Source organism: Paraburkholderia phenazinium, assembly GCF_900142845.1.
Lineage (GTDB): Bacteria > Pseudomonadota > Gammaproteobacteria > Burkholderiales > Burkholderiaceae > Paraburkholderia > Paraburkholderia phenazinium_A.
In genome coordinates, this window is sequence record NZ_FSRU01000001.1 from 1,254,630 (window position 1) to 1,277,406 (window position 22,777).

Sequence of the window (22,777 nt, forward strand, 5' to 3'; positions counted from 1 at the left end):
TCTTCTTCCTCCATACTAGTGCAGGCAAGCGGGCTGATTGAGGCGCGCCTGCACCGTATCTGTGCTTGACGTGCATGGTGCGGGCGTTGACCCACCGCGCGAGGCACGCTGCGCGCGGCGCCGTGGGCCGAGCGTCCCGGTGACGGAGAGCCGGAAATGTCCTACTCTGCATATTTACCCGCCTGACCGGCACGCGCCTCCCGTCCGTCAACTGTGCGGTTCGCGTGTACTGTGTCGCACTTACCGGAGGCTTCAATGACAGCCGTGGATCTGGAGTTTGACCAGCTCAACAGCACTGTCGATGCGCTACGGCGCTCTATTTCCAATCGCATGATGTACGGTGTCGGTAAGGACGCCGTCACGGCCCGTCCGCATGACTGGCTGCACGCCGCGGCGCTCGCGGTACGCGACCGTCTGGTCGCACGCTGGATGAAGACCACGCGCCTGCAATACGAGCAGGACGTGAAGCGCGTGTACTACCTGTCGATGGAATTCCTGATCGGCCGCACCTTCACCAACGCCTTGCTGGCGCTCGGCATCTATGAGCCGATGCGCGAGGCGCTGGCGAGCCTCGGCGTCGATATGGAAGTCCTGACCGATATGGAGCCGGACGCCGCGCTCGGCAACGGCGGCCTGGGGCGTCTCGCCGCCTGCTTTCTCGATTCGATGGCCACGCTCGGCATTCCCGGTTTCGGCTATGGCATCCGCTACGAATACGGCATGTTCCGCCAGCAGATCGTCAACGGCGAGCAGGTGGAAGCGCCGGATTACTGGCTGCGCGCCGGCAATCCCTGGGAGTTTCCGCGCTCCGAGATCCAGTATCTGGTCCACTTCGGCGGCCGCACGGTGCAGCGCGGCGAGCATGTCGAATGGATCGACACCGAGCATGTCAACGCGATGGCCTACGACACGGTCATCCCCGGCTATGCGACCAGCGCCACCAACACGCTGCGCTTGTGGTCCGCACGGGCGAGCGAAGAGCTCGATCTGTCGGCGTTCAATCGCGGCGATTACCGCAGCGCCGTGGACGCGAAGACGATGTCGGAGAACGTCTCGCGCCTCTTGTACCCGGACGATTCCACGCCGGCGGGTCGCGAGCTGCGGCTGCGTCAGGAGTATTTCTTCGTTTCGGCGACCATGCAGGATCTGATCCGCCGCTATCAGCGCACCCACAGCACGTTCGGCCGCTTTGCCGAGAAGGTGGCGGTGCATCTGAACGATACGCATCCGGTGCTGGCGATCCCCGAACTGATGCGCCTGCTGGTGGACGTGCATCACGTGCCGTGGGACAAGGCATGGCACCAGATCCAGCAGATGTTCTCGTACACCAATCACACGCTGATGCCCGAAGCGCTCGAGACGTGGGATGTCGAGACGCTCGCGCGCCTGTTGCCGCGTCACCTCGAGATCATCTTCGAGATCAACGCGCAGTTCCTCAAGCACGTCAGCGAACAGTCCGGCCACGACGCCGAAATGATCCGGCGCATTTCGCTCGTCGACGAATACGGCCAGCGCCGCGTGCGGATGGCCTATCTGGCGATCGTCGCGAGCCAGAAGGTCAACGGGGTGTCGAAGCTGCATTCGCAACTGATGACGCGCGATATCTTCGCGGACTTCGCGCGCATCTACCCTGAGCGCTTTACCAACGTGACCAACGGCATCACGCCGCGCCGCTGGCTGGCGCAGGCGAGTCCGTCGTTGTCGTCGCTGATCGACCAGCAGATCGGCACCCACTGGCGCCGCGATCTGTTCGAGCTGGAGAAGCTGCGCGACCTGCGCAACGACAGCGGATTTGTCGACGCGTTTCGCGAAGCGAAGCGGCAGAACAAGCTGCGCCTCGCGCAGCGTCTTGCGCATCATACGAAGGTCTCGTTCGACCCCAACGCCTTGTTCGATCTGCAGGTAAAACGGATCCACGAATACAAGCGGCAACTGCTGAACGTGCTGCATGTGATCGTGCGCTACAACCAGATCCGCGCGAATCCGGAACGCGACTGGGTGCCGCGCGTCGTGATGTTCGCGGGCAAGGCGGCCTCTGCTTACCGCATGGCGAAGACCATCATCAAGCTGATCGGCGACGTCAGCGAAAAGGTCAATCACGACCCGCTGATCGGCGATCGCCTGAAGGTGGTGTTCGTGCCGAACTACGGCGTGAGCGTCGCGGAGCTGATCATTCCGGCCGCCGACCTGTCCGAACAGATCTCGATGGCGGGCACCGAAGCGTCGGGCACCGGCAACATGAAACTGGCGCTCAACGGCGCGCTGACGATCGGCACGATGGACGGCGCCAACATCGAGATTTGCGATGCCGTGGGACGGGAGAATATCTTCATCTTCGGCCATACCGCCGACGAGGTGGACGGCTTGCGTGCAGCCGGCTACCGTCCGCGCCAGCTCTACGAAGAGAACCCTGAACTGCGCATGGCGCTCGACCAGATTCGCACAGGCTTTTTCTCACCCGACGATCCGCTGCGCTTCGCGGACATCTTCCATACGCTGGTCGACTGGGGCGATCACTACATGGTGCTGGCGGATTTCGCGGCGTTTGCCGAGGCGCAGAACGCGGTGGATGAGCGTTTTCGCAATCCGCGTGCGTGGGCCGAAAGTGCGATCGAGAACGTGGCCGGCATGGGGCAGTTCTCGTCCGATCGCACGATCGGCGAATACGCCCGCAATATCTGGCACGTGAAGCCGCTCGATATGTGAGGACGTCGAGGATATCGACGATGTCGACGATATAAAAACGCCGCCGGGCCGCATGGAGGAACATGCGGCCCGGCGGCGTTTCGCGCTTGCGGTGTCGCGCGCGGGATTACGGCGCGAGCGTTTCCGACGTTGTGGCAGCGTGCAGCCCAAGCTGCCCGTGCGGGAAATCGAGCAGCACGTCGAGGTTCTGCATCGCCATCAGGCCGATCACGATGCGGTTCGCGCCGGGTTTCGACTTGGCGATCGTCACTTGCGCGCTTTCATAACGATGCCCCCACGAGCCGACGCCGAGCGCGACGTTGTAGTTGCCTTGCGCGAGCACGTCGTTTTCGTCGCCGTCGCCGGTCCAGTTCGGCGCCTTGTCGGTTTCCACACGAATCATTTCAGTGCTGCCGGTGGAGAACACCACGGGCGCGCAGAAGCGCATCTTGTCGCCTACCTGGACGCAGCCCACCGGCCACTGCGCCGCGCCGTTCTGCGCCGCCGTCATCGGCACCAGCGTGAACTCGCGCGTGAGGCCCGTCGACGGACTCAGAATCACAAACGGCTTGCCGAAATTGGCATGTACCAGATAGCGCTGACCGATGTTGCCCGGCAGCGCGCGCAGCGGCTGCGTGCAGCAGTCGTCGTTCGGTTGCGCGGCGCCTGCGCCGACGATGCCCGAGAACGCCCAGCCGAATTCGCCGGTGTAGCCGTCCATGGCCAGGCAGTGTTTCTGGCTGCGCTGGCAGCGCACGTCGTTGACGGTCTGCGCGGTGACATCCACCGGCTTCGTGCCGACCATGCTAAACGGCAGCTTGACCGACGGCCCCGACACCTGGGCGCCATTGGCGAACGTCAGCGAGGTGGCCGCGCCGGTGACGGGATAGTTCACGCCCGGCAGCACCGACGACAGCACGCGCACGCCTTGCGTGCCGGTGTCGAACGCCATGTACACGGCTTTGCCGTCGAGTTGGACCGGCAGGCCGAGCCGCGCGTGACCTTCGTCGGCGCGTTCGACATGCAGCGGAATCAGCACGCCGTCATTGCCGCCGTTGATCAGCGAGGCGGCGGGGGCGGGCGGCGTGGGAACCGGAAAGGTGACGGCGCAGCCGCCGAGCGCCGCCGCGCCGACCAGCGCGGCGGTGGTGCAGGCGCTCAAACGGCCGCGCAGGAAACGAAGGCAATATTGGGACAGCAGGAACATAGGGCCACACTTTGCAAAAGAGCGTGTCCCTGACGAAGGCGGTGTAGCGTGAACTGCAAGGCGTGCCGCAGTGGCGACAATCGCAAGGGCCGTCTGCCTTGTGGGCAGTGGAGCGGAGGCGCTTGCGAGGCCTGCGGGAGGGAACGCGGGATAAGAGAGCCGCAGACTGTACCTGCCTCGCTATACCGAATTGCAAATATGTGTAAATACTTGATCTTGATCAAAGATTGCAGGCGAGATCGAGTGGGCGGCGGATCACGCTTTCCACTGCGCGGCCGAGGATCGCCCGGTCGAGTGCGCGCGCTAGCGCGCCGATCACTTCATCGAGGGTGCGGGAGATGACTTCGACGCGGAAGGTGATGCGCTCGTTGCGTTTGTCGATGGTGACGACGTAAAGCCGCAGATTTTTGCCTAGCGCTGCATGCAACGCGCGCCTGCCGGTAGCCGAGGAGGTGCCGGGTACGGTGACGTTGAGTGTGACGAGGGGGACTCGGACGGGTGCCGAGGGCGCAAGCGAGCGCAAACCTCGGGGGACAACCGTGGCAGGCGTGGCGGTGGACTGTAACATCGTGATGCGCCGCTACGGAGTGGGGCGGCGTGTTGTGGAGACGAGTCCACTGTATCCGCGCGAGTCTCAAGCGAGTGCAAAAGCTCGCGGCGTTCAGGTTAATTTTGTGTTAACGCCGAAGCCGCGAGCGGCGTGGTTCTTTGGCCCGCAAGCTGGCTGGATCAGGCTTTTGGCGCTGCAGCCGGAGCGCTTGCAATGGTATCGCGGACGGTTTGCGCCACCCGTTCGACAAACTCGAGGTCGATGCTCGACAGCGCTTCGCGCTCGCCGCTGCTGGTTTCGACGATCAGGCGGTGCGTGACGTCCTGGGTGGACCACGTGAGCCAGCCCACCACCGCCAGCATGACGCCGCATACGATGCCGGCCGACGAGCGGAACACGCCGCCGACAATGGCACCCACCAGCCCGATCACCGAGATGGCAATGGGCAGTACCTTGTTCTTCTGCACGGTGACGACGCGCACGTTGAGGATCTCGCGGAGCGGGAAGACCTGGCCGGCGGCGGAAAGCGCATTGCGCGTGACCGAGACGCCACGGTCGTTGAAAGGGGTTTCCATCGGGTTCAATGCAAGCGGTGGCAAAGGGCGCAGGGTACCAGAAGCGGCGCGGGAGCAGGAAGGGGTGGGGTGACGCAGAGTGGTTGTTTGTTGCGCAAGTTGTGAATACTCCCGGCGACTGTTGACAATAAGTCACTTCGATTCGCATGACGTGCGAAATGATACGCGATAGGCGTCTGGACTTTTTGCCGGGAAGTCCGATAATCAATTGCACGAATTGGGATCTGACGAAAGTTGTTCTCTTTGGAGGTTAAATGGCCGCCATCGCGTGCAACGGCACATCTCCTCCAGCAACTCGGGTTGTTCACAACCGGCAAGGTGGGGTGCGGCGGCCAACGCGCCGGGCGTTGCCAAAGCGGACAGCGTTATCTCTATGCGTGGCGACTATGCTGACGCCGCCTGCCCATGCGCAGGTCACCATTCCCAACTCCACCGCGACCGTGCAGTTGCAGATTCTGAGCCCGGGCTCGAGCACGTTCCAGGCGCCGGCTGGCGCCGTCATTAACGTCGCCAGTGGCAGTGCCATCGTCGGAGACAATAGCCAGAACTGGCAGCTTACCAATTCCGGGCTGATTCGCTCCACCAGCGGCGGGGGAGGCTTTGGCGTCGTCCAGTTGAACTCCGCCACGTCCGGTGGCGCCCGCCTCGACAACTTCGGCAGCATAGTCTCTACAGCGGACGCTTCGAATAGCGTCGAGGGTGTTTATCTGCTTAAAGGCGGAACGGTTAACAACCATGCAGGGGCAAGCATCAGTGGCGCCAGCCAGTACGGCATCCTCGCGACGGGGGTGGCCAACGTTTCGAATGACGGCAATATATCCGCTGTCGCCGGCGGCATCCGGTTGGGATCCGGGGGCTCCGTCACACAAAGCCAGACCGGAACAATTACCGCCAGCAATGGTCCCGGCCTGTTGAACGACAATGGGCCGCTGACAGTCAGCAATGCCGGAACCATCACGGGCACAAACGCCCCCGCCGTGCTGATTCGTGGTACGAGCACCGGCACGCTCGTCAATAGCGGTTTCATCTCGGGCCTGGTCGGGGTGCAACTGCAAAGCAGCGGGATGGCGCTAACCAACACCGGCACGATCACCGGCACCGGCGGCACCGCCGTTACCATTAGCGGTAGTAACAATTCGCTGACGCTGGGAACGGCTTCGGTACTCAACGGCAATGCTGTGGTCACATCCGGAACCGGCAACACCCTCGTGCTGCAGGGCACCGGTAGCACAGGAAGCAGTTTCACCGGTTTTAACAGCCTGACCCTGTCCGGCTCGAACTGGACGCTGAGTGGCCCGGTCTCGACTACCGGCACGACGGCTGCGGCGACGAATGTGCAAAGCGGCACGTTGATACTCGCCGGTGCACTCGCTAACAACGGTACCGGTGGCGGTACCACCATCGGCGCAGGCGCCACCCTGCAGGTCGGTAACGGCGGCACCAGCGGCAGCGTCGCCGGTGACATGACCAACAACGGCGCGCTGGTGTTCGATCGTTCGGATAGCCTGATCTATGGTGGAACGATCAGCGGTACCGGATCGGTGACGCAGTCCGGCAGCGGCACGGTGATATTGAACGGGGTGCAGACTTATAGCGGCAAGACCGCTGTCACGGCCGGCACGCTGGCCATCGGGGATGCTTCGCACACGGGCGCGGAACTGGCCGGAGGCGGTCAGACGACGGTGAGCGCCGGGGCGGCGTTCGGCGGCTACGGCACGGTCACCGGAACGGTGATCAACGATGGTCTGATGGGTGTCGGCAATGCGCTCCCGGCGCTCTCCAACGGGCCGGATGCGATCTTTACGGTTATCGGCAACCTCGACAATCGCGGCACGATCACCATGGCTAACGGCGTCGCCGGTGACCGTATGATCGTGACGGGAGGAACCTACACTTCCGACGGCGGACAACTCCGGATCGACACGGTACTGAACGAAGGCGGCGCCAGTTCGCAAACCGATACGCTGGTGGTCGATGCAACCGCCGTGGGCGTGGGCGGTGCAACACGTATTACGGTTCAGCGCGTAGCAGGCGACGGGGCGGTCACGCAGGCTGACGGCATCCAGGTGGTCGATGTGGTCGATCCGAGCCGCTCGGCCAGCGGTGCCTTTACGCTGGATGGCCGGGTGGTTGCGGGACCCTATGAATACCGGTTGTTCCAGGGGGGGGGCAGCGATCCGGACAATGGCCAGTGGTATCTTCGCTCCGAGCAGCCGCCGACCCCCACTCCTACGCCTACGCCTACACCTACACCCAACCCCACGCCGGTCCCGCCGAAGCTGCTGCGACCGGAGGCGGGGGTGTATCTGGGCAACCAGTACGCGGCGCAGACGATGTTCCTGACCACGCTGTACGACCGGCTGGGCGATCCGCAGATCCCGGACGACGATAAACCGGACGGCAACGCGAGACTCGCGGCAGGCTGGGCGCGCATCGCGGGAACGAGCGTGCGCAGTCAGGGTGCCGACGGACAGTTGGAGGTGAATACGCAGGGCGAGGTATTGCAGGCGGGGGGAGATGTTGCGCAATGGTCCGCCATACAAAGTGGCGACCGTCTGCATCTTGGTGTGATGACCGCCTACGGCAACATGCGCACGAACGCGAGCGCGGCAGGTAACCCTTACGATGCGTACGGCACGGTCAATGGCTACGCGGTGGGAACCTATGCGACGTGGTTTGCCAATGAGAAGAGCCGGCTCGGCGCATACGTCGACGGCTGGATCCAGTACGGCAATTTCGACAACCAGGTACAGGGCGATCTGCTCCCCGGTGAAAGATACAGTTCACATAGCTGGACCAGTTCGCTGGAAACAGGCTACGCGGCGAAGCCGTTCGGTAACGATTGGGTGATACAACCGCAAGGACAACTGATTTATATCGACTACAGTGCCGGCACCCACACGGAGGTCAACGGGACGCAAGTGGCGGCCGATAGCTCAGGTGGTCTGGTGACGCGTCTCGGAGCGCGCCTCTACCGGGATTTTGCAAAGGACAGCGGCAAGATCATTCAGGCGTCGTTTGAAGCCAACTGGTGGTACACCAATCGCAAGAATGCAATCGCGATGGACGGCGTGAACGTCCCGCTCGATGGTGTCGCGAAGAGTACGGGCGAAGTCAAGGCAGGCGTCCAATACCGGTTTGCTCACCGGTGGCAGACCTGGGGTAACGTGGCGTGGGCCTTTGGCGGTAACGACTTCCAGCGGCTGACCGGCATGGCCGGCGTGCACTACGCCTGGTAGCGCTCACATGGCGTCGTCAAGTTGCTGAAGACGAGCCCATGCGATGACTTGCACACCGCGAAGGAACCTCCTTCGCGGCGTTTCCCACTTCACGCTCCGGGAAGCCAGCAGCCTCCCGAAGACGCGAATTCAGCTTAGAACTTGTGACGGATGCCCACGCGAACGGCCAACTGCGTGTCCGCACCGGCTGTCGGCAGGTAGCTGCTCGTGCTCACACCGATCTGCGACTGCAGGGCGGCGCCGTTCGAAGCCTTGCCCTTGGCGTCCTGGAACACGCCGAGCAGGTACACGTCGGTGCGCTTGCTCAGTGCGTAGTCGACGCTGGCGTCAACCTGGTTCCAGTGACCGTTGGTCAGGTCCTTGGCTTGCATGTACGTGTAGCCCAATGCGCCAGTCAGTGCCGGCGTGAAGGCGTACTTGGCGCCTGCTTCATACGCATTGAACGTCGTCATGTGGCCGACGATCTGCTCGATGTTCGTGTGGGTCCACAGGGCCCACATCGTAGCCGCTCCGATCGAGTACTTGGCGCCGACGCCAGCCGTAGCCAGATCCTTCACGACGCCAGCTGCGCCCGTGGTCGACGACGAACCCGCCACCGTCGTCGTGAAGGCTGCCGGCGTTGCCGAGGCCGGGAAACGGATGTCCGTGTACGCAGCGCCAATGCCGAACGGACCGTTCACATAGTTCAGGCCGAAGCTATAGGCAGACGAACCCGAGTTCGATGCGGTCGTCGGTGCGCCCTGGAACGCGCCAGCCGAGTTCGAGAAGCCGTACATCGCGCCGAACGTCAGGCCGTAGAAGTTCGCGCTGTTGAACTTGACGGCGTTGCTGATACGGCTCGACGTGAGCTGGTCGATATCGTTGATGTGGTAGCCGTAGTTGCCGGCGACGGTCTGGCCGCCGTTGGCATACGAGCCGCCCAGATAGTCGGTCGAGAACGAATACTGACGGCCGAGCGTGAGCGAGCCGACGCCGTCTTGCGTCAGGCCGACATAGGCCTGGCGGCCGAATTCCGAGCTGCCTTGACCCAGCGCGCCGGTACCGACGTTGAAGCCGTTTTCCAGGTTGAAGATGGCCTTCAGACCGCCACCGAGGTCTTCGGAACCGCGCAGGCCCCAACGGCTGCCTTGAGCGACGCCGTCGCCGAACTGGACGAGGTCCTTGCCGCCCGTGCCGGCGTGGTTCACATACGTGACACCCGCGTCGATCAGGCCGTACAGCGTGACGCTGCTTTGCGCGTGAGCGGCGCCTGCGAAGGAGGCGAGGATAGCGGTGGCTAAAACTTTCTTGTTCAAGAGATTCTCCGGTTTAAAAGAGGCAATCGCGTGCCTGGCTCTGTTGGCAGGTCATGCGATGGCCGCAATTTAAGGGAGCGGGGCGAAAGGAATGTGACAGCTAGATTATTTGGAGAATCTGTCGTACGAATGCGACATCTGAAACGCGGACCTAAAGAAAGTCGTGCACAGGCACGTCGCTTATGCAGCCTGGAGAATCACGATTATTGCGTAAAACAAGGTATATAACGATTCTGCAATGCGGTTTGTTATCGAAAAATAGAGTGCTAAGTGAAGCGGGAAAATCGCGGTGTGAGACGCCCATTATTCAATAACGAATCGCAGACAACGTTTGCGCGATGCGATGAATAATGGCAAGCATGACTAATCATCTTGCGTCGATTTAATCTCATTTGAAAATGAGCGGCCGGACCGGTGGCGGCATCTCTGCCGCCACCGCTACCGTCGACGCATCGATCAGTTGGACAACAGCGATCCCGAGCGGAAGGCCTTTGCGCCGGCAATGCGGGCGAATTCGATGCCTGCGGTCGCGAAGCGCGTCAGATGCCGCGCATACAGCACGCCGGCGACGCTGCTCTTGAGCGTCACGACGCGATCGGTCAGCGGGTCGACGATATCGGCGATCTCGTGACCGGCGTCGACCCAGGTGCCCACTTCGGTGCGATACACCAGCACGCCGCTGATAGGCGCGACGATCGGCTCGGCGCCGGCCAGCGGGGTGGCGGCGAATTCGAGCGCGGGCATCGGCGCCGCCGTGCCGTCGATCACGCCACGATGCGTCAGATATTCGATGATGCCTTGCGCGTCGTGTTCGGCGAGTTCATACGAGACGTTGCGCTGGCCGCGCAGTTCGATTGTCACCGAGACCGAGCCGTTCGGAATCGGGAACCGCTCGCCGTAACGGCCGCGCAGATCCGACCAGCAGAAGCTGTGGATTTCGTCGAACGGATTGCCCACCGAATTCAGCGCCAGCAGCGAGGCCTTGGCTTCCAGATAGCGCGCGAGCGGTTCGACTTCCGTCCACAGGTCCGGATTGGTGTAGATGTGCATGGCCGCTTCCCAGTCGCAGTGCAGGTCGAGCACGACATCGGCGTCGTACGAGAGCTTCTGCAGCGCGAGGCGTTGCGATTCCAGCTCCGTCTCCGGTTTGATCGCCTCCAGCGCTTCGCGCATCGCCGTGCGGATGGCCTTGCGGTTCTGGTCGATGTTGTCGCTCAGGCGCGCTTCGATTACCGGCTGCACGAGGGCGGACAGATCGTGGAAGTTGCGGTTGAAATTCTGCGCCGTGCCGGTTTCGAAGCGTCCCGTGTGAAGGCCGAGAAAATGCTGGTTCAGACCGATCGGATTCGCCACCGGCACGATCACGACCTCACCCTTGATCTTGCCCGCGGCTTCGAGCGCAGCCAGCTTGTTGCGCAGCGTCCAGGACACCAGCATGCCGGGCAGCTCGTCGGCGTGCAGCGAGGACTGGATGTAGATTTTTTGCCCGCCGCCGGGACCATAGTGAAAACTCGTCAGGTTGCGTGCGGTGCCGAGTGTCGGGGAAATCAGCGGATGGGTTTGGGTTTGCATGATGTCTGAAGCGCGGCGGCCTCGCGAGGGGTCGCGCTATGTTGTTGATTTCAGATTGAAAAGTGGACTTGCTGGGACGCTTGCCGCAGCGTCGAAGTGGCTCGCGCCGCGCGGCGTAATCGTTCGATCTTAGCCGATAAGCCGGCCGGATGTGAATCGATGCGCTGAATCCATGCGCGATGACGGGGCGCCAAACGAAACGGGCTCCGCGTGTTGCGGAGCCCGTCTGTGCAAGCGAAGTGGCGCGGCGAGCCGCGCCGGCCGCGCTTAGCTGCCGTACACGTCGAACGTGAAGTACTTGTTCTCGAGCTTCTTGTACGTGCCGTCCTTGATGATGTCGGCAATCGCCTTGTCGATCTTGGCCTTCAGGTCGGTGTCTTCCTTGCGCAGGCCAATGCCCGCACCGTTGCCGAGGACCTTCTCGTCGACGATGTCTTTGCCGGCAAACTCGTAGCCGGCACCGCGCGGGGTCTTCAGGAAGCCGATGTCAGCTTCCACGGCGTCTTGCAGCGAGGCATCCAGACGGCCCGACAGCAGGTCGGTGTAGACCTGGTCCTGGTTCTGGTACGAGACGACCTTGGCGCCCTTCGGCTCCCAGTAGGTCTTCGCGTACGTTTCCTGGATCGTGCCCTGTTCGACGCCCACCGACTTGCCTGCCAGCGATGCCGCCGTCGGCTGCAGCCCCGAGCCCTTCTTGGTCACGAGGCGCGTCGGCGTGTTGAACAGCTTCGCCGAGAAGGCGATCTGTTCCGCACGTTGCGGCGTCATCGACATGGACGACAGCACGCCGTCGAACTTCTTGGCCTTCAGTGCCGGGATCATGCCGTCGAAGTCGTTTTCGACCCAGACGCACTTCGCATTCAGACGCTTGCAGATTTCGTTGCCGAGGTCGATATCGAAACCGACGAGCTTGCCGTCCGAACCCTTCGATTCGAACGGGGGATAGCTGGCGTCAACGCCGAAACGGATCGTGGTCCAGTCCTTCGCATGTGCGCCAATCGAGACGGTGGCAAGCAGAGCAACCGTCAAAGCCGCTAGCAGTTTTTTCACTGTTTTACTCCTCGGAGTGGTTCGTATTACACCCGCATGCGGTTGTGCCGCTGCGAGATCGTGCCCGGCGCGACTCACGACCGGGCAGGGTTAAAAGGCTGCGGGCCGGAGCGGCCTGCAGCGCGGGCAAAGCTTATCAGGTCAAAAAGATTACGTACTCAGTAAAACACCGGATGGCGCTTGATCCCGGCGTCTAAAGTTCGCCGGCGACCCGCCGTTAAATCACCTTGACACGCCGCCGTGCGGGCCAGCCGGCGCGGGTCTCCGCCGAGTGCGTCGTCATGCTGGTTGCATAGGATGAGGGCATGAAGCGTGGCTGCGATTGACGCGGGATTGTGCGAGTTTCACCACTAAATCAACAACATTGGACCTATGAACCTTCTGATACGTGTAGGCGGCTGGCTTGCGCCGACTCTTCTCGCAACGGCCTGCTCGGTCGTGGCGCCGCCGTATACCCCTTCCATCGACAACGTGCAGGCGCTTAAAAATGCGCAGACTGCACAAGCGCACCTGGGCACGTTCGACTCTCAAGCGGGTACGTCCAACACTTACCCCGTGGCAGTGCGAGCCAACCTGATGCGCTCGCCGGTGGGCGATTCGTTTGGCCCCTACCTGGCCGATGCGATGACCCGCGAACTGACGATGGCCGGACGCCTCGCGCCGCAAAGCGACATCGAAGTCAAAGCGACCTTGCTGAAGAACAACGTGGATGCCGGCATTGCCACGGGAGAGGCTACGGTGTCGGCGCGCTTCGTGGTGACGCGAGCCGGCGCGGTGCGCTACGACCAGGTGAAGACGGCGGGCGCGAAGTGGGATTCGTCGTTCGCGGCCGCGATTGCGGTGCCGAAGGCGGTTCAGGAGTACCCGACGGCCGTGCAGAACCTGCTCGGTCAACTGTATGCCGATCCTGCCTTCATCCAGGCAATCCAGTAAACCACAACAACATACTCAAGACAGGAAGACCTACACCATGGCTATGATTCGCATGATTGCGGCGGCAAGCGTCGTCGCGGCGCTCTCGGGTTGCGCCCACCAGATTTCGCTCAGCACAGACGAGTCGAAAGTGCCGGCGCTGTCCACCCAGCCGCTCGACAAGAACGTGGCGATCGTCATCACCGAGGAGCAGTCGACCCAGGAAGTCATCACGCCGGGCGGCGGTGGCGACAAGGTCAGTTATCGTCCGTATCACGATCTCGAACTGCCGATGTACGTGAGCCTCGGTCACGTCTTCAAGAACGTGACGAAGCTTAAGAGCGCGCCGGATGCGGCGACCATCCAGGCGCAGCATCTGGACTACGTGATCACGCCGACAATCAAGACGACTTCGTCGTCGCCGAGTCTGCTGACGTGGCCGCCCACCGACTTCTCGGTGACGCTCACGTGTACCGTGACCGACCCGACCGGCCAGAAAGTCGTGACCGAAGACGTGACGGGTACGGGTCACGCCGAGTTCTCCGAGTTCAAGCGCAACTTCGGTCTCGCAGGCCAGATCGCGACCACCGATGCGGTGACGAAGCTGCAGACGGCGCTGGAGAATGCACCTGAACTGAAGAAGTAAACAGCAGAACCCGCTTGTTCAAGCCGCGTAAGCGGCGATCGCGCTGCGCGCGCCGTTGCCCAACACCTGCAACGCGTCGCGCAGCGCGCTTCTGAAGCGCGGCTGGGCGGCCAGCTCGGCGGGGAATACTTCGCGGACTTCGAGCAGGGCCGCAACGAGGGCGTCCGGTTCATCGTGCGCGGCGGCGGCGAGTGTCTGCAGCCGGGCGGCGAGCGGGTCTTTCACCTCAAAGCGCGTGCCGTCGTCGGCATGGCCGCGCAAAAACCTCATCCATGCGGCGACGGCCAGTGCGAGCCGGGCAAACGGCTGTCCGGCGTCGATGCGTGCCGCGATCGTGCCGAGCAGGCGCGGCGGAATTTTCTGGCTGCCGTCCATCGCGATCTGTGCGCAACGATGTTTGAGCGCCGGGTTGGCGTAGCGTGCGAGCAATGCGTCGCGATAGCTTAGGATGTCGAATGATCTGGGCACGCTCAACGTGGGGGCGATTTCGTCGCTCATCATGGCGTGGATCAGACGCCGCATGTCGGGGTTGCCGATGGCCGCATCGATGGTGTCGAAGCCGGCCAGCATCGACAGGTAGGCAAGCGTCGAATGCGTGCCGTTCAGCATGCGCAGCTTGGCGAGTTCGAACGGCGTGACATCGTCCACCAGTTGCGCACCGACGGCGTCCCACGCAGGACGTCCGGCCGGAAAGCGGTCTTCGATCACCCATTGCCGGAACGGCTCGCACGGCACCGGCGCGGCGTCGCAGTAGCCCAGCACGCGTGCCGCCGACTCCCGCTCGCTCTCCGTGGTGGCGGGAACGATGCGGTCGACCATCGTCGAAGGAAACGCCACGACGTCGGCAATCCAGTCCGCCAACGACGGATCGAGTTGCCTTGCGAACGAACACACCACCCGACGCAAGGCGGCGCCGTTATGCGCGAGGTTGTCGCACGACAGCACGGTGAACGGGTTGTCACTGGCGCGCCGCCCGCGCAACGCGGCGGCCAGAATGCCCGGCACGCTGCGCGGCGTATGCGGATTCGCCAGATCGTGCGCCACCAGCGGGTCGTCCAGTGCGACCTCGCCCGTCTTCGGATCGCGGCAATAGCCCTTCTCCGTCACCGTCAGCGAGACGATGCGCACCTGTGGATCGGCGAGGCGTCCGAACAACGCGTCGTGGTCGTGCGGCATCGCCAGCACTTCGAGCAGCGCACGCGCGAGCGTCACCTTTTCGCCGGCGGGGCCGCGCTCGACGACGCTATACAGACCCTGCTGCGCCATCAATGCGTCGCGTTTGCTCACGTCGCCCTGCAGCGTGACGCCACAGATGCCCCATTCGCCGCCTGCGGCGAGCATCGCCTCTTCGGTGTACAGCGCCTGATGGGCGCGATGAAAATTGCCGATCCCGAGATGCACGATGCCGATTCGCGGTTCGCACCATGACGTGGACAAAACGTGCGCATCGAGTGCAGGCAGGGCGTGGCGAGTCAGGCGAGGCAGGGCGGACGAGGTCATGAGCGTGAGATCCGGGAGTGAAGCAAACGGTGCAACCGAACGGTAACGCGGGCATCCCGGCCCGAAGCACGGGGGGAAACCCTCATTTGACGTGTTGCTATACTTGTATGGTAGCATCGTTTTCAAGCTGTTCTTCGCCGTCCCTGAACCTGCAAGGAAGCCTTCATGAAGATCGTTCGCGCCGACGTCATCGTCACCTGCCCAGGGCGCAATTTCGTCACCTTGAAGATCGTCACGGACGAAGGGGTCCACGGCATCGGCGATGCGACCCTCAACGGCCGCGAGCTGGCAGTGGCGTCGTATCTGAAAGACCACGTGTGTCCCACCTTGATCGGCCGAGATCCGGGCCGCATTGAGGACATCTGGCAATACCTGTACAAGGGCGCGTACTGGCGCCGCGGTCCGGTGACAATGACGGCGATTGCCGCCGTGGACGTGGCGCTGTGGGACATCCTCGGCAAAATCACGGGCATGCCGCTGTACCGCCTGCTGGGAGGCGCGTCGCGCGACGGCGTGATGGTCTACGGGCATGCCACGGGCCGGGATATTCCGGAAGCGCTCGATCGCTACGCGGAACATCTCGAAGCGGGCTACAAGGCGATCCGCATCCAGTGCGGCGTGCCGAACATGCGCTCGGTGTATGGCGTGTCGAAAGGCAAGGGCATGTATGAGCCGGCTACCAAAGGCGCGGTCGAAGAGCAGAGCTGGTCGTCGGAAAAGTATCTCGACTTCGTGCCGAAGCTGTTCGAAGCGGTGCGCGAGAAGTTCGGCTTCGAGTCGCATCTGCTGCATGACGTGCATCACCGTCTCACGCCGATCGAAGCGGCACGTCTCGGCAAATCCGTCGAACCCTACCGCCTGTTCTGGATGGAAGATCCGACTCCGGCTGAGAACCAGGCGGGCTTCCGCCTGATTCGCGAGCATACGGTGACGCCGATTGCAGTTGGCGAAGTGTTCAACAGCATCTGGGACTGCAAGCAACTGATCGAAGAGCAACTGATCGACTACATCCGCGCCACGCTCACGCATGCGGGCGGGATTACCCATTTGCGGCGCATTGCGGATTTTGCTTCGCTGTACCAGGTGCGCACCGGTTGTCACGGACCGTCGGATCTGTCGCCGGTCTGCATGGGCGCTGCCCTGCATTTCGACCTGTGGGTGCCGAACTTCGGCGTACAGGAATACATGGGCTTTCCCGAGCAGGCGCTCGACGTGTTCCCGCATGCGTGGCGTTTCGATCAAGGCATGATGCATCCGGGCGAGGCGCCGGGGCACGGCGTCGATATCGACGAAGCGCTGGCCGCCCGCTATCCCTACGATCCGGCCTATTTGCCGGTGGCGCGCCTCGAAGACGGCACGTTGTGGAACTGGTGAGCTGAGTCTGCCTGACGCCTTGCGACGTCGCTGCGCGTCCCGTCTTCTTCTTCAGTCGCGCCACCCTGCACGCGCGGCCTTACCGATTGGAGTCTCCCATGCTGGCAGCCGTTCTCCACGAACCCAAACTGATCCGCATCGACGCGCTCGATGCACCCGAACCCGGCGCAGGACAAGTACGCGTGCGGGTCCGCGCGGGCGGCATCTGCGGCTCGGATCTGTCGTACTACTTCAAGGGCAAGAGCGGCGATTTCGCGGTACGCGAGCCGTTCGTGCTGGGTCATGAAGCCGCCGGCGAAGTGGATGCAATCGGCGAGGGCGTAACGGGTCTCGCTATCGGCCAGCGTGTGGCGGTGAATCCGGGGCTCGCATGCGGCGCGTGCCGGTTCTGCGTGAGCGGCATGCCGAACCACTGCCTGCACATGCGCTTCATGGGCAGCGCGTCGACGTTCCCGCATACGCAAGGCATGTTCCGCCAGTTCATTGTCGTGACGGCGCGTCAATGCGTGCCGGTGCCGGACGGCGTCGACTTTGCCCAGGCCTCGATGGCCGAGCCGCTCGCGGTCGCATTGCACGCGGTCCGGCAAGCGGGGTCGCTGGTCGGGGCGCGGGTGCTGCTGGTCGGCTGCGGGCCGATCGGTTGCATTCTGCTCTCCGTGGCGCGGCGTGCCGGCGCGCATCGTCTCGTCGCGGTGGATATTTCGGACGCCGCGCTGAAGATGGCCCGTGCGCTAGGGGCCGACGAAACCGTCAATGCCATTGACGGCGCAACCATCAACACGTGGGCCGAGCAGCGCGGTCATTTCGACGTGGTGATCGAGGCATCGGGCAGTCCCGGGGGTCTCGATACCGCGTTGCGTTCGGTGCGAGCGGGCGGCACGGTGATTCAGGTCGGCAATCTGCCCGCCGGGCAGTCTCCGGTGGCCGCCAATCTGGTGATGGCGAAGGAAATCCGCTATCAGGGGTCGTTCCGCTTCACCGACGAATATGCGATTGCCGCCGAGGAAATCGCTGCGGGCAAGGTCGATCTGCGCCCGCTCATGACGCATGCGTTTGCCATGGAGGAGGCTAACCACGCCTTCGAAGTGGCGCTGGACCGTTCGCAGTCGATGAAGGTCCATTTGCATTTCGACTGATTGCCGCCGCGCCGCACCCCGGCAAGCTGTTTCACAACGCGCGGTTCCCGAACACGCCGTCAATCATCGCCCGGCAAGAGGCGACACGTAGGAGACACTTCATGATCAAGAGCCAGCGTTGGTTCGTCGTCGCACTGTTTTTCCTCGCGGGCGTTATCAATTACCTCGACCGCTCCGCGCTTTCGATTGCCGCGCCGCTGATCCAGAAAGACCTGCACTTCTCGCATGCGCAAATGGGCATCGTGTTCAGCAGCTTCTTTATCGGTTATGCGTTGTTCAATTTCGTCGGCGGCGTGCTGTCCGACCGCATCGGCGCGAAGCGCGTGTTCGGCGCCGCCATGGGCGTCTGGTCGATCTTCTGCGGCGCGACCGCGCTGGCGGGCGGGATCGTCTCGCTGATCGTGTTGCGGGTGCTGTTCGGCATGGGCGAAGGGCCGTTCAGTTCGTCGAACAGCAAGATGGTCAACAACTGGTTTCCGCGCAAGGAAGTGGCGAGCGCGATCGGCGTGATCAGTTCGGGCACGCCTTTGGGCGGCGCGATCGCCGGTCCGGTGGTGGGCTACATGGCATTGCGCTTCGGCTGGCGCTGGGCGTTTGTCGCGATCATGCTGCTGGGTCTCGCGTGGCTGGTGTTGTGGGTGACCATGACCACGGAGCATCCGCAGGACCATCCGCGCATTGCTCGCGAGGAGGTCGAACTCATCAAGTCAGGGCAAGCCGACGAGCATGCCATTTCGCACGCGGCGGACGGCGAGCGGCTGGGCCTCGGCTACTTCATCCGCCAGCCGGTGATTCTCGCCACCGCATGTGCGTTTTTCGCCTACAACTACGTGCTGTTCTTTTTTCTGTCGTGGTTTCCCACCTACCTGACTGAAGCGCATCATCTGAGCCTGCGCGACATGAGCTTCGCCACCGTCATCCCGTGGCTGCTCGGCAGCATCGGGCTGGCTGCCGGCGGCTTCGTTTCGGACGGCATTCTGCGGCTCACCGGCAAGCCGCTGCTGTCGCGCAAGATTGTGCTCGGCGTATGCCTCGGCGCCGCTGCCGTGTGCGTGGCGCTGGCCGGACGGGTTGCCAGCACGCAGGGCGCGGTCGCGTTGATGTCGGTATCGATCTTCTTCCTGTATGTGACCGGCTCGGTCTATTGGGCGGTGATCCAGGATACCGTGCCGCGTGAACATGTCGGCGGCGTGGGCGGCTTCGTTCACCTGCTGGCGAACCTGGCAGGCGTGATCGGGCCTGCGGTGACGGGCTTCATTGTGCAGGCGACGCACGGCGCTTACGGCAGCGCGTTTGTGCTGGCCGGCGCGATTGCCGTCCTCGGTGCGCTTTGCTCGCTGGTCTGGATTCGCGAGCCCCGTCCAGCGGCTTTGATGAAACGTGCATGGTAGTATGGTGCGGTGCCTGAGGCGACTGCCTCGGGCGCCTTTCTGTCGTCTCCCACACTCTCCCGCTGTTCCGTCCGATGCCGATCAAGAACTCCCGCGCTATCGCGCCCTCCGTGCCTGTCGACGCATTGCTCGCGACCCCGCGTGGCCGCCGCCGCGCCAGTGCGGCGGCCGAGCCGCGCGCTGCGTTGCCCGATCTCACCGAAAGCGTTTCGTTCGACTCGCACGAGCCAATCAGCAAGCAGATTTTCCGTGCCTTGCGCGAGGCGATCTTTGCCGGTCAGATGGTGCCGGGCACACCGCTCTCCGAGAAGGAAGTCTCGGATATGTTTCAGGTGTCGCGGCAGCCGGTACGTGAGGCCTTTATCAAGCTGGTGGAGACCGGTGTGCTGCAGGTGCTGCCGCAGCGCGGCACGCTGGTGAAGCGGATTTCGCCGCGCAAGGTGCGCGAGGGACGCTTCATCCGCGAGGCGATTGAAACGGCGGTGGTGCGCAAAGCGGCGCTGGCGATTACCGACGCTCAGCTCCAGACGCTAGCCGACAATCTGCGCGACCAGAAACTCGCGGCGAAATCCAACGATACGGCCGCATTCCTCGCCCTCGACGAAGCGTTTCACTACGGTATCGCGCAGGCGATCGACTGCACCGCGGCATGGGAAACGATTCAGGACATCAAGGCCCAGATGGACCGGGTGCGCTATCTGAGCCTGCCCGATGTGTCGCCGCTGGATCTGCTGATCCGGCAGCATGCGAAGATTCTCGCGGCACTGCGCATGCACGATGCCGGCGCAGCGGAAGAGGCGATGCGCCGGCATCTGCGCGAGATTCTGGTGTCGCTTGGGCCGATTGCCGCGCGCAATCCGGACTGGTTCGAAGCGGACGAGCCGGAACTCGTGCCGCTATCGGTCTGATCTCACGGGCCTGCTGCGCCTAGACGATCCGCGCCCCTTCGCGATAGGTGGCGCGCGGCACCGGCAGCGTGTCGAGCATCGTTACGCGCACGAAGTCGGCCCGCAGACCCGGCGCAATCGCGCCGCGATCGAGCAAGCCGGCGGTGCGCGCCGGTTCGGCCGACACGGTCGCCATGGCGCGCGGCAGCGTCCAGTCCGCTTTCTCCACCAGATCGAACACGGCCGTGAGCAGGCTCGACGGCACGTAGTCCGACGACAGGATGTCGAGCAGATCCGCCTTGGCGAGTTCGAGCGCGGACACGTTGCCCGAGTGCGAACCGCCGCGCACGATATTCGGTGCGCCCATGATCGTGGAGATGCGATGCGCGCGAGCCGCTTCGGCGGCGATGCGGGTGGTCGGAAATTCCGCCAGCACGATGCCCTCGGCGGCCGCCTGTTCGACGTGCTCGACGAGCGTATCGTCGTGGCTCGCCACCGGCAGGCCGAGCGTCTTGCAGCGTGCGACGATCTCGCGCCGGTGCGCGTCGGCGTAACGTTCCTGTTCGACGCTCAGTTCGGCCAGCGCCGTCGTCACATGCTCGTCGCTCAGCTTGCCGTTGCGTTCCTGGAAGCGGCGCCATTGTTCGCGGTCGTGCCATTGACGCTGGCCCGGCGTGTGATCCATCACCGAGGCAAGGCGCAGCAGTGGATGCCGGCAGAGCGAGTCGAATACTTCGACCACGTCGGCGGTGGCGATCTCGCAGCGCAAATGCAGAAAATGCTCGGCGCGCAGCAGGTGCCGCTCGGAGAAGCGGGTGAGGGCTTCGGCACACTGCGTCTGCAAGTCGCGGCCACGCAGACCGACGTTCGAGCGCGAGCCGATGGCGAGCGCGTCGAACACCGTGGTGATGCCGGCCGCAGCAACCTGCGCGTCGTGGATCACAAAGGCGGCATCCGTATTCCACTGCACGCCGGGGCGCGGCGCCAGATGCTTCTCGAGATTGTCCGTATGAAGCTCGATCAGACCGGGCAGCAGATAATCGCCGTCCCAGTCTTCGGCTTCGCGTGCCGAGGTCGTGCCGCGTTCGACGTCATGAATCTTGCCGTCTTCGATGCGCACCACGCCGGTAAATACTTCGTCTCGCGTCACGATGCGAGCGTTCCTGATCAACATCGACATGCTCCGTAGTCAGTCTGCGGTTGTACGTCAGTGCAGCGCCGGCTGACGACGCAGCGGCGGCTGGAGTTCAAGGCGGCGCGTGGCCACTTTGGTGCGGGTATCTTCATCATGAAAGATACCGACAATCGCCGCACCGCGCTCGCGTGCCTCGATAATCAGATCGGCTACCACGTCGCGGTTTTCGGCGTCGAGCGAAGCGGTGGGCTCGTCGAGCAGAAGCAGCGGATGTCCGGCGATCAGGCCGCGCGCAATATTCACGCGCTGCTGCTCGCCGCCGGAAAACGTTGCGGGCGCAAGCGACCACAGCCGTTCGGGCACATTCAGCCGCGCCAGCAGCGCGGCGGCGCGCTCGCGCGCTTCGTCTTCGGGCACACCGCGGGACACCAGCGGCTCGGCGACCAGCGTGAGTGTCGTCACACGCGGAATCACCCGCAGGAACTGGCTCACATAGCCCACCACGTTGCGTCGCAAGCGCAGCACGTCATGCGGCTCGGCGCCAGTAATGGCGACATGCTGCGCTTCGTGCGCCTGCGAGCGGATCGCAATGGAACCCGAGCTTGCCAGATAGTTGCCGTACAGGCAGCGCAGCAGCGTACTCTTGCCCGCCCCGGAAGGGCCGACCAGCACGACGCATTCGCCCTGTTCGACGTCGAGCGAGACGCCTGCAAGCGCATCGATCTGCACGCCGCCCTGGGCATGCAGCGTGAAGGTCTTGCCGATGTTGACGGCGCGCAGCATCAGCGCTGCGTTGTCGATGAAAGCGCGTTCGGACGCGCGTGATTCGATGGATGACATCGTGGACCTCAAACCGGCAGGACGGAAGAAACCAGCGTTTGCGTGTACGGGTGTTGCGGATCGTCGAGCACCTGATCGGTCAGACCCGCTTCGACGACCTCGCCACCTTGCATGACCATCAGACGATGCGCAAGCAGGCGCGCCACGCCAATATCGTGCGTGACGATCAGCACCGACAGATGCAGCGTGCTGGTGAGCGTGCGCAACAGATCGAGCAGACGGGCCTGCACGGAGACGTCGAGACCGGCAGTCGGCTCGTCCATGAATACGAGGCGCGGTCCGGTGACGAGATTGCGGGCAATCTGCAAACGCTGCTGCATGCCGCCGGAAAACGCGGCCGGCAATTCGTCGATCCGTGTGGCGTCCAGTTCGACCCGTTCCATCCATTGCGTCGCGGTATGGCGAATCTGGCCGTAGTGGCGCGCGCCGACCGCCATCAGCGGTTCGCCGATATTGGCGCCGGCCGACACGCCGCTACGCAGGCCGTCGCGCGGATTCTGCTGGACGAAGCCCCATTCGGTGCGCATCAGCAAGCGGCGGCGCGGCTCGGACAACGCTCGCAGATCGAGCCGGTCGCCGTGCGTGGCGTGGTAGTGCAGGGTGCCGCTATCGGCTTCCGTGCGCAGCGCGAGCGTGTTCAGCAAGGTGGTCTTGCCCGAACCCGATTCGCCGACGATGCACAGCACCTCGCCCGGATAGAGATCGAAGCTCACGTTTCTGCAGCCGTTACGGCCGCCGTATTGCTTCGTGATGGCGCGGGCGCTCAGAAGCGGGGTCATGCGC

At 63.4% G+C, this 22,777-nt stretch carries 18 protein-coding genes; 8 read left to right on the plus strand and 10 right to left on the minus strand.

Going from position 1 to position 22,777, the window contains the following annotated elements:
• Window positions 1-255 precede the first annotated feature (255 nt).
• Entirely contained in the window at window positions 256-2,706 is a 2,451-nt protein-coding gene (locus BUS12_RS05430) for a glycogen/starch/alpha-glucan phosphorylase (protein WP_074294594.1), read from the plus strand.
• 106 nt (window positions 2,707-2,812) lie between these two features.
• Here the strand turns inward: BUS12_RS05430 and BUS12_RS05435 are convergent, their stop codons facing one another.
• The 3 genes from BUS12_RS05435 to BUS12_RS05445 all read right to left on the minus strand — a co-directional run bounded on the left by BUS12_RS05435 (window position 2,813) and on the right by BUS12_RS05445 (window position 5,017).
• Window positions 2,813-3,892 carry a hypothetical protein gene (locus tag BUS12_RS05435; RefSeq protein WP_074294595.1) on the minus strand — a complete coding sequence of 360 codons (1,080 nt, stop codon included), beginning with the start codon at window positions 3,890-3,892 and terminating at the stop codon, window positions 2,813-2,815.
• A 220-nt stretch (window positions 3,893-4,112) separates the two neighbouring features.
• Window positions 4,113-4,460 (minus strand): hypothetical protein, encoded by a 348-nt coding sequence (locus tag BUS12_RS05440; RefSeq protein ID WP_074294596.1) that lies wholly within the window; start codon window positions 4,458-4,460, stop codon window positions 4,113-4,115.
• A 161-nt stretch (window positions 4,461-4,621) separates the two neighbouring features.
• Entirely contained in the window at window positions 4,622-5,017 is a 396-nt protein-coding gene (locus BUS12_RS05445) for a DUF6232 family protein (RefSeq protein ID WP_074294597.1), read from the minus strand.
• Between the two features lie 386 nt (window positions 5,018-5,403).
• Between BUS12_RS05445 and BUS12_RS05450 the strand changes: the two genes are divergently transcribed.
• Window positions 5,404-8,256, plus strand: a complete 2,853-nt coding sequence (locus BUS12_RS05450) for an autotransporter family protein (RefSeq protein ID WP_074294598.1) — start codon at window positions 5,404-5,406, stop codon at window positions 8,254-8,256.
• A gap of 134 nt (window positions 8,257-8,390) precedes the next feature.
• Here BUS12_RS05450 and BUS12_RS05455 read toward each other — a convergent pair whose 3' ends face one another.
• The 3 genes from BUS12_RS05455 to BUS12_RS05465 form a co-directional block, all read right to left on the minus strand.
• Window positions 8,391-9,551, minus strand: a complete 1,161-nt coding sequence (locus BUS12_RS05455) for a porin (RefSeq protein ID WP_074294599.1) — start codon at window positions 9,549-9,551, stop codon at window positions 8,391-8,393.
• A 456-nt stretch (window positions 9,552-10,007) separates the two neighbouring features.
• The gene (locus BUS12_RS05460) at window positions 10,008-11,123 is read right to left on the minus strand and encodes a succinylglutamate desuccinylase/aspartoacylase family protein (RefSeq protein WP_074294600.1); all 1,116 of its coding nucleotides are present in this window, start codon (window positions 11,121-11,123) and stop codon (window positions 10,008-10,010) included.
• A gap of 267 nt (window positions 11,124-11,390) precedes the next feature.
• Window positions 11,391-12,173 carry an ABC transporter substrate-binding protein gene (locus BUS12_RS05465; protein WP_074294601.1) on the minus strand — a complete coding sequence of 261 codons (783 nt, stop codon included), beginning with the start codon at window positions 12,171-12,173 and terminating at the stop codon, window positions 11,391-11,393.
• Between the two features lie 372 nt (window positions 12,174-12,545).
• Here BUS12_RS05465 and BUS12_RS05470 point away from each other — a divergent pair, with 372 nt between their 5' ends.
• Both BUS12_RS05470 and BUS12_RS05475 read left to right on the plus strand, forming a co-directional pair.
• The gene (locus BUS12_RS05470; protein ID WP_074294602.1) at window positions 12,546-13,106 is read left to right on the plus strand and encodes a hypothetical protein; all 561 of its coding nucleotides are present in this window, start codon (window positions 12,546-12,548) and stop codon (window positions 13,104-13,106) included.
• 37 nt (window positions 13,107-13,143) lie between these two features.
• On the plus strand, window positions 13,144-13,731 hold the full coding sequence (locus BUS12_RS05475) for a hypothetical protein (RefSeq protein ID WP_074294603.1): 588 nt from the start codon (window positions 13,144-13,146) through the stop codon (window positions 13,729-13,731).
• A gap of 18 nt (window positions 13,732-13,749) precedes the next feature.
• Here BUS12_RS05475 and BUS12_RS05480 read toward each other — a convergent pair whose 3' ends face one another.
• Window positions 13,750-15,231 (minus strand): mannitol dehydrogenase family protein, encoded by a 1,482-nt coding sequence (locus BUS12_RS05480; RefSeq protein ID WP_074294604.1) that lies wholly within the window; start codon window positions 15,229-15,231, stop codon window positions 13,750-13,752.
• 165 nt (window positions 15,232-15,396) lie between these two features.
• Here BUS12_RS05480 and manD point away from each other — a divergent pair, with 165 nt between their 5' ends.
• The 4 genes from manD to BUS12_RS05500 all read left to right on the plus strand — a co-directional run bounded on the left by manD (window position 15,397) and on the right by BUS12_RS05500 (window position 20,040).
• Window positions 15,397-16,605, plus strand: a complete 1,209-nt coding sequence (gene manD / locus BUS12_RS05485; RefSeq protein ID WP_074294605.1) for a D-mannonate dehydratase ManD — start codon at window positions 15,397-15,399, stop codon at window positions 16,603-16,605.
• A gap of 98 nt (window positions 16,606-16,703) precedes the next feature.
• Window positions 16,704-17,741, plus strand: a complete 1,038-nt coding sequence (locus BUS12_RS05490) for an L-idonate 5-dehydrogenase (protein ID WP_074294606.1) — start codon at window positions 16,704-16,706, stop codon at window positions 17,739-17,741.
• 101 nt (window positions 17,742-17,842) lie between these two features.
• Window positions 17,843-19,132 carry an MFS transporter gene (locus tag BUS12_RS05495; RefSeq protein WP_074294607.1) on the plus strand — a complete coding sequence of 430 codons (1,290 nt, stop codon included), beginning with the start codon at window positions 17,843-17,845 and terminating at the stop codon, window positions 19,130-19,132.
• A 74-nt stretch (window positions 19,133-19,206) separates the two neighbouring features.
• Entirely contained in the window at window positions 19,207-20,040 is an 834-nt protein-coding gene (locus BUS12_RS05500) for a GntR family transcriptional regulator (RefSeq protein WP_074294608.1), read from the plus strand.
• A gap of 19 nt (window positions 20,041-20,059) precedes the next feature.
• Here BUS12_RS05500 and BUS12_RS05505 read toward each other — a convergent pair whose 3' ends face one another.
• From BUS12_RS05505 to phnK, 3 genes are read right to left on the minus strand one after another with little or no spacing between them, the layout of a single operon-like run.
• Window positions 20,060-21,193 carry an alpha-D-ribose 1-methylphosphonate 5-triphosphate diphosphatase gene (locus tag BUS12_RS05505; protein WP_074297134.1) on the minus strand — a complete coding sequence of 378 codons (1,134 nt, stop codon included), beginning with the start codon at window positions 21,191-21,193 and terminating at the stop codon, window positions 20,060-20,062.
• Between the two features lie 33 nt (window positions 21,194-21,226).
• A complete protein-coding gene (gene phnL, locus BUS12_RS05510) occupies window positions 21,227-21,994 on the minus strand; it encodes a phosphonate C-P lyase system protein PhnL (protein ID WP_074294609.1) in 768 nt (255 codons plus the stop codon).
• 8 nt (window positions 21,995-22,002) lie between these two features.
• Window positions 22,003-22,773, minus strand: coding sequence for a phosphonate C-P lyase system protein PhnK (gene phnK, locus BUS12_RS05515; RefSeq protein WP_074297136.1), 771 nt, complete (start codon window positions 22,771-22,773; stop codon window positions 22,003-22,005).
• Window positions 22,774-22,777: the final 4 nt, after the last annotated feature.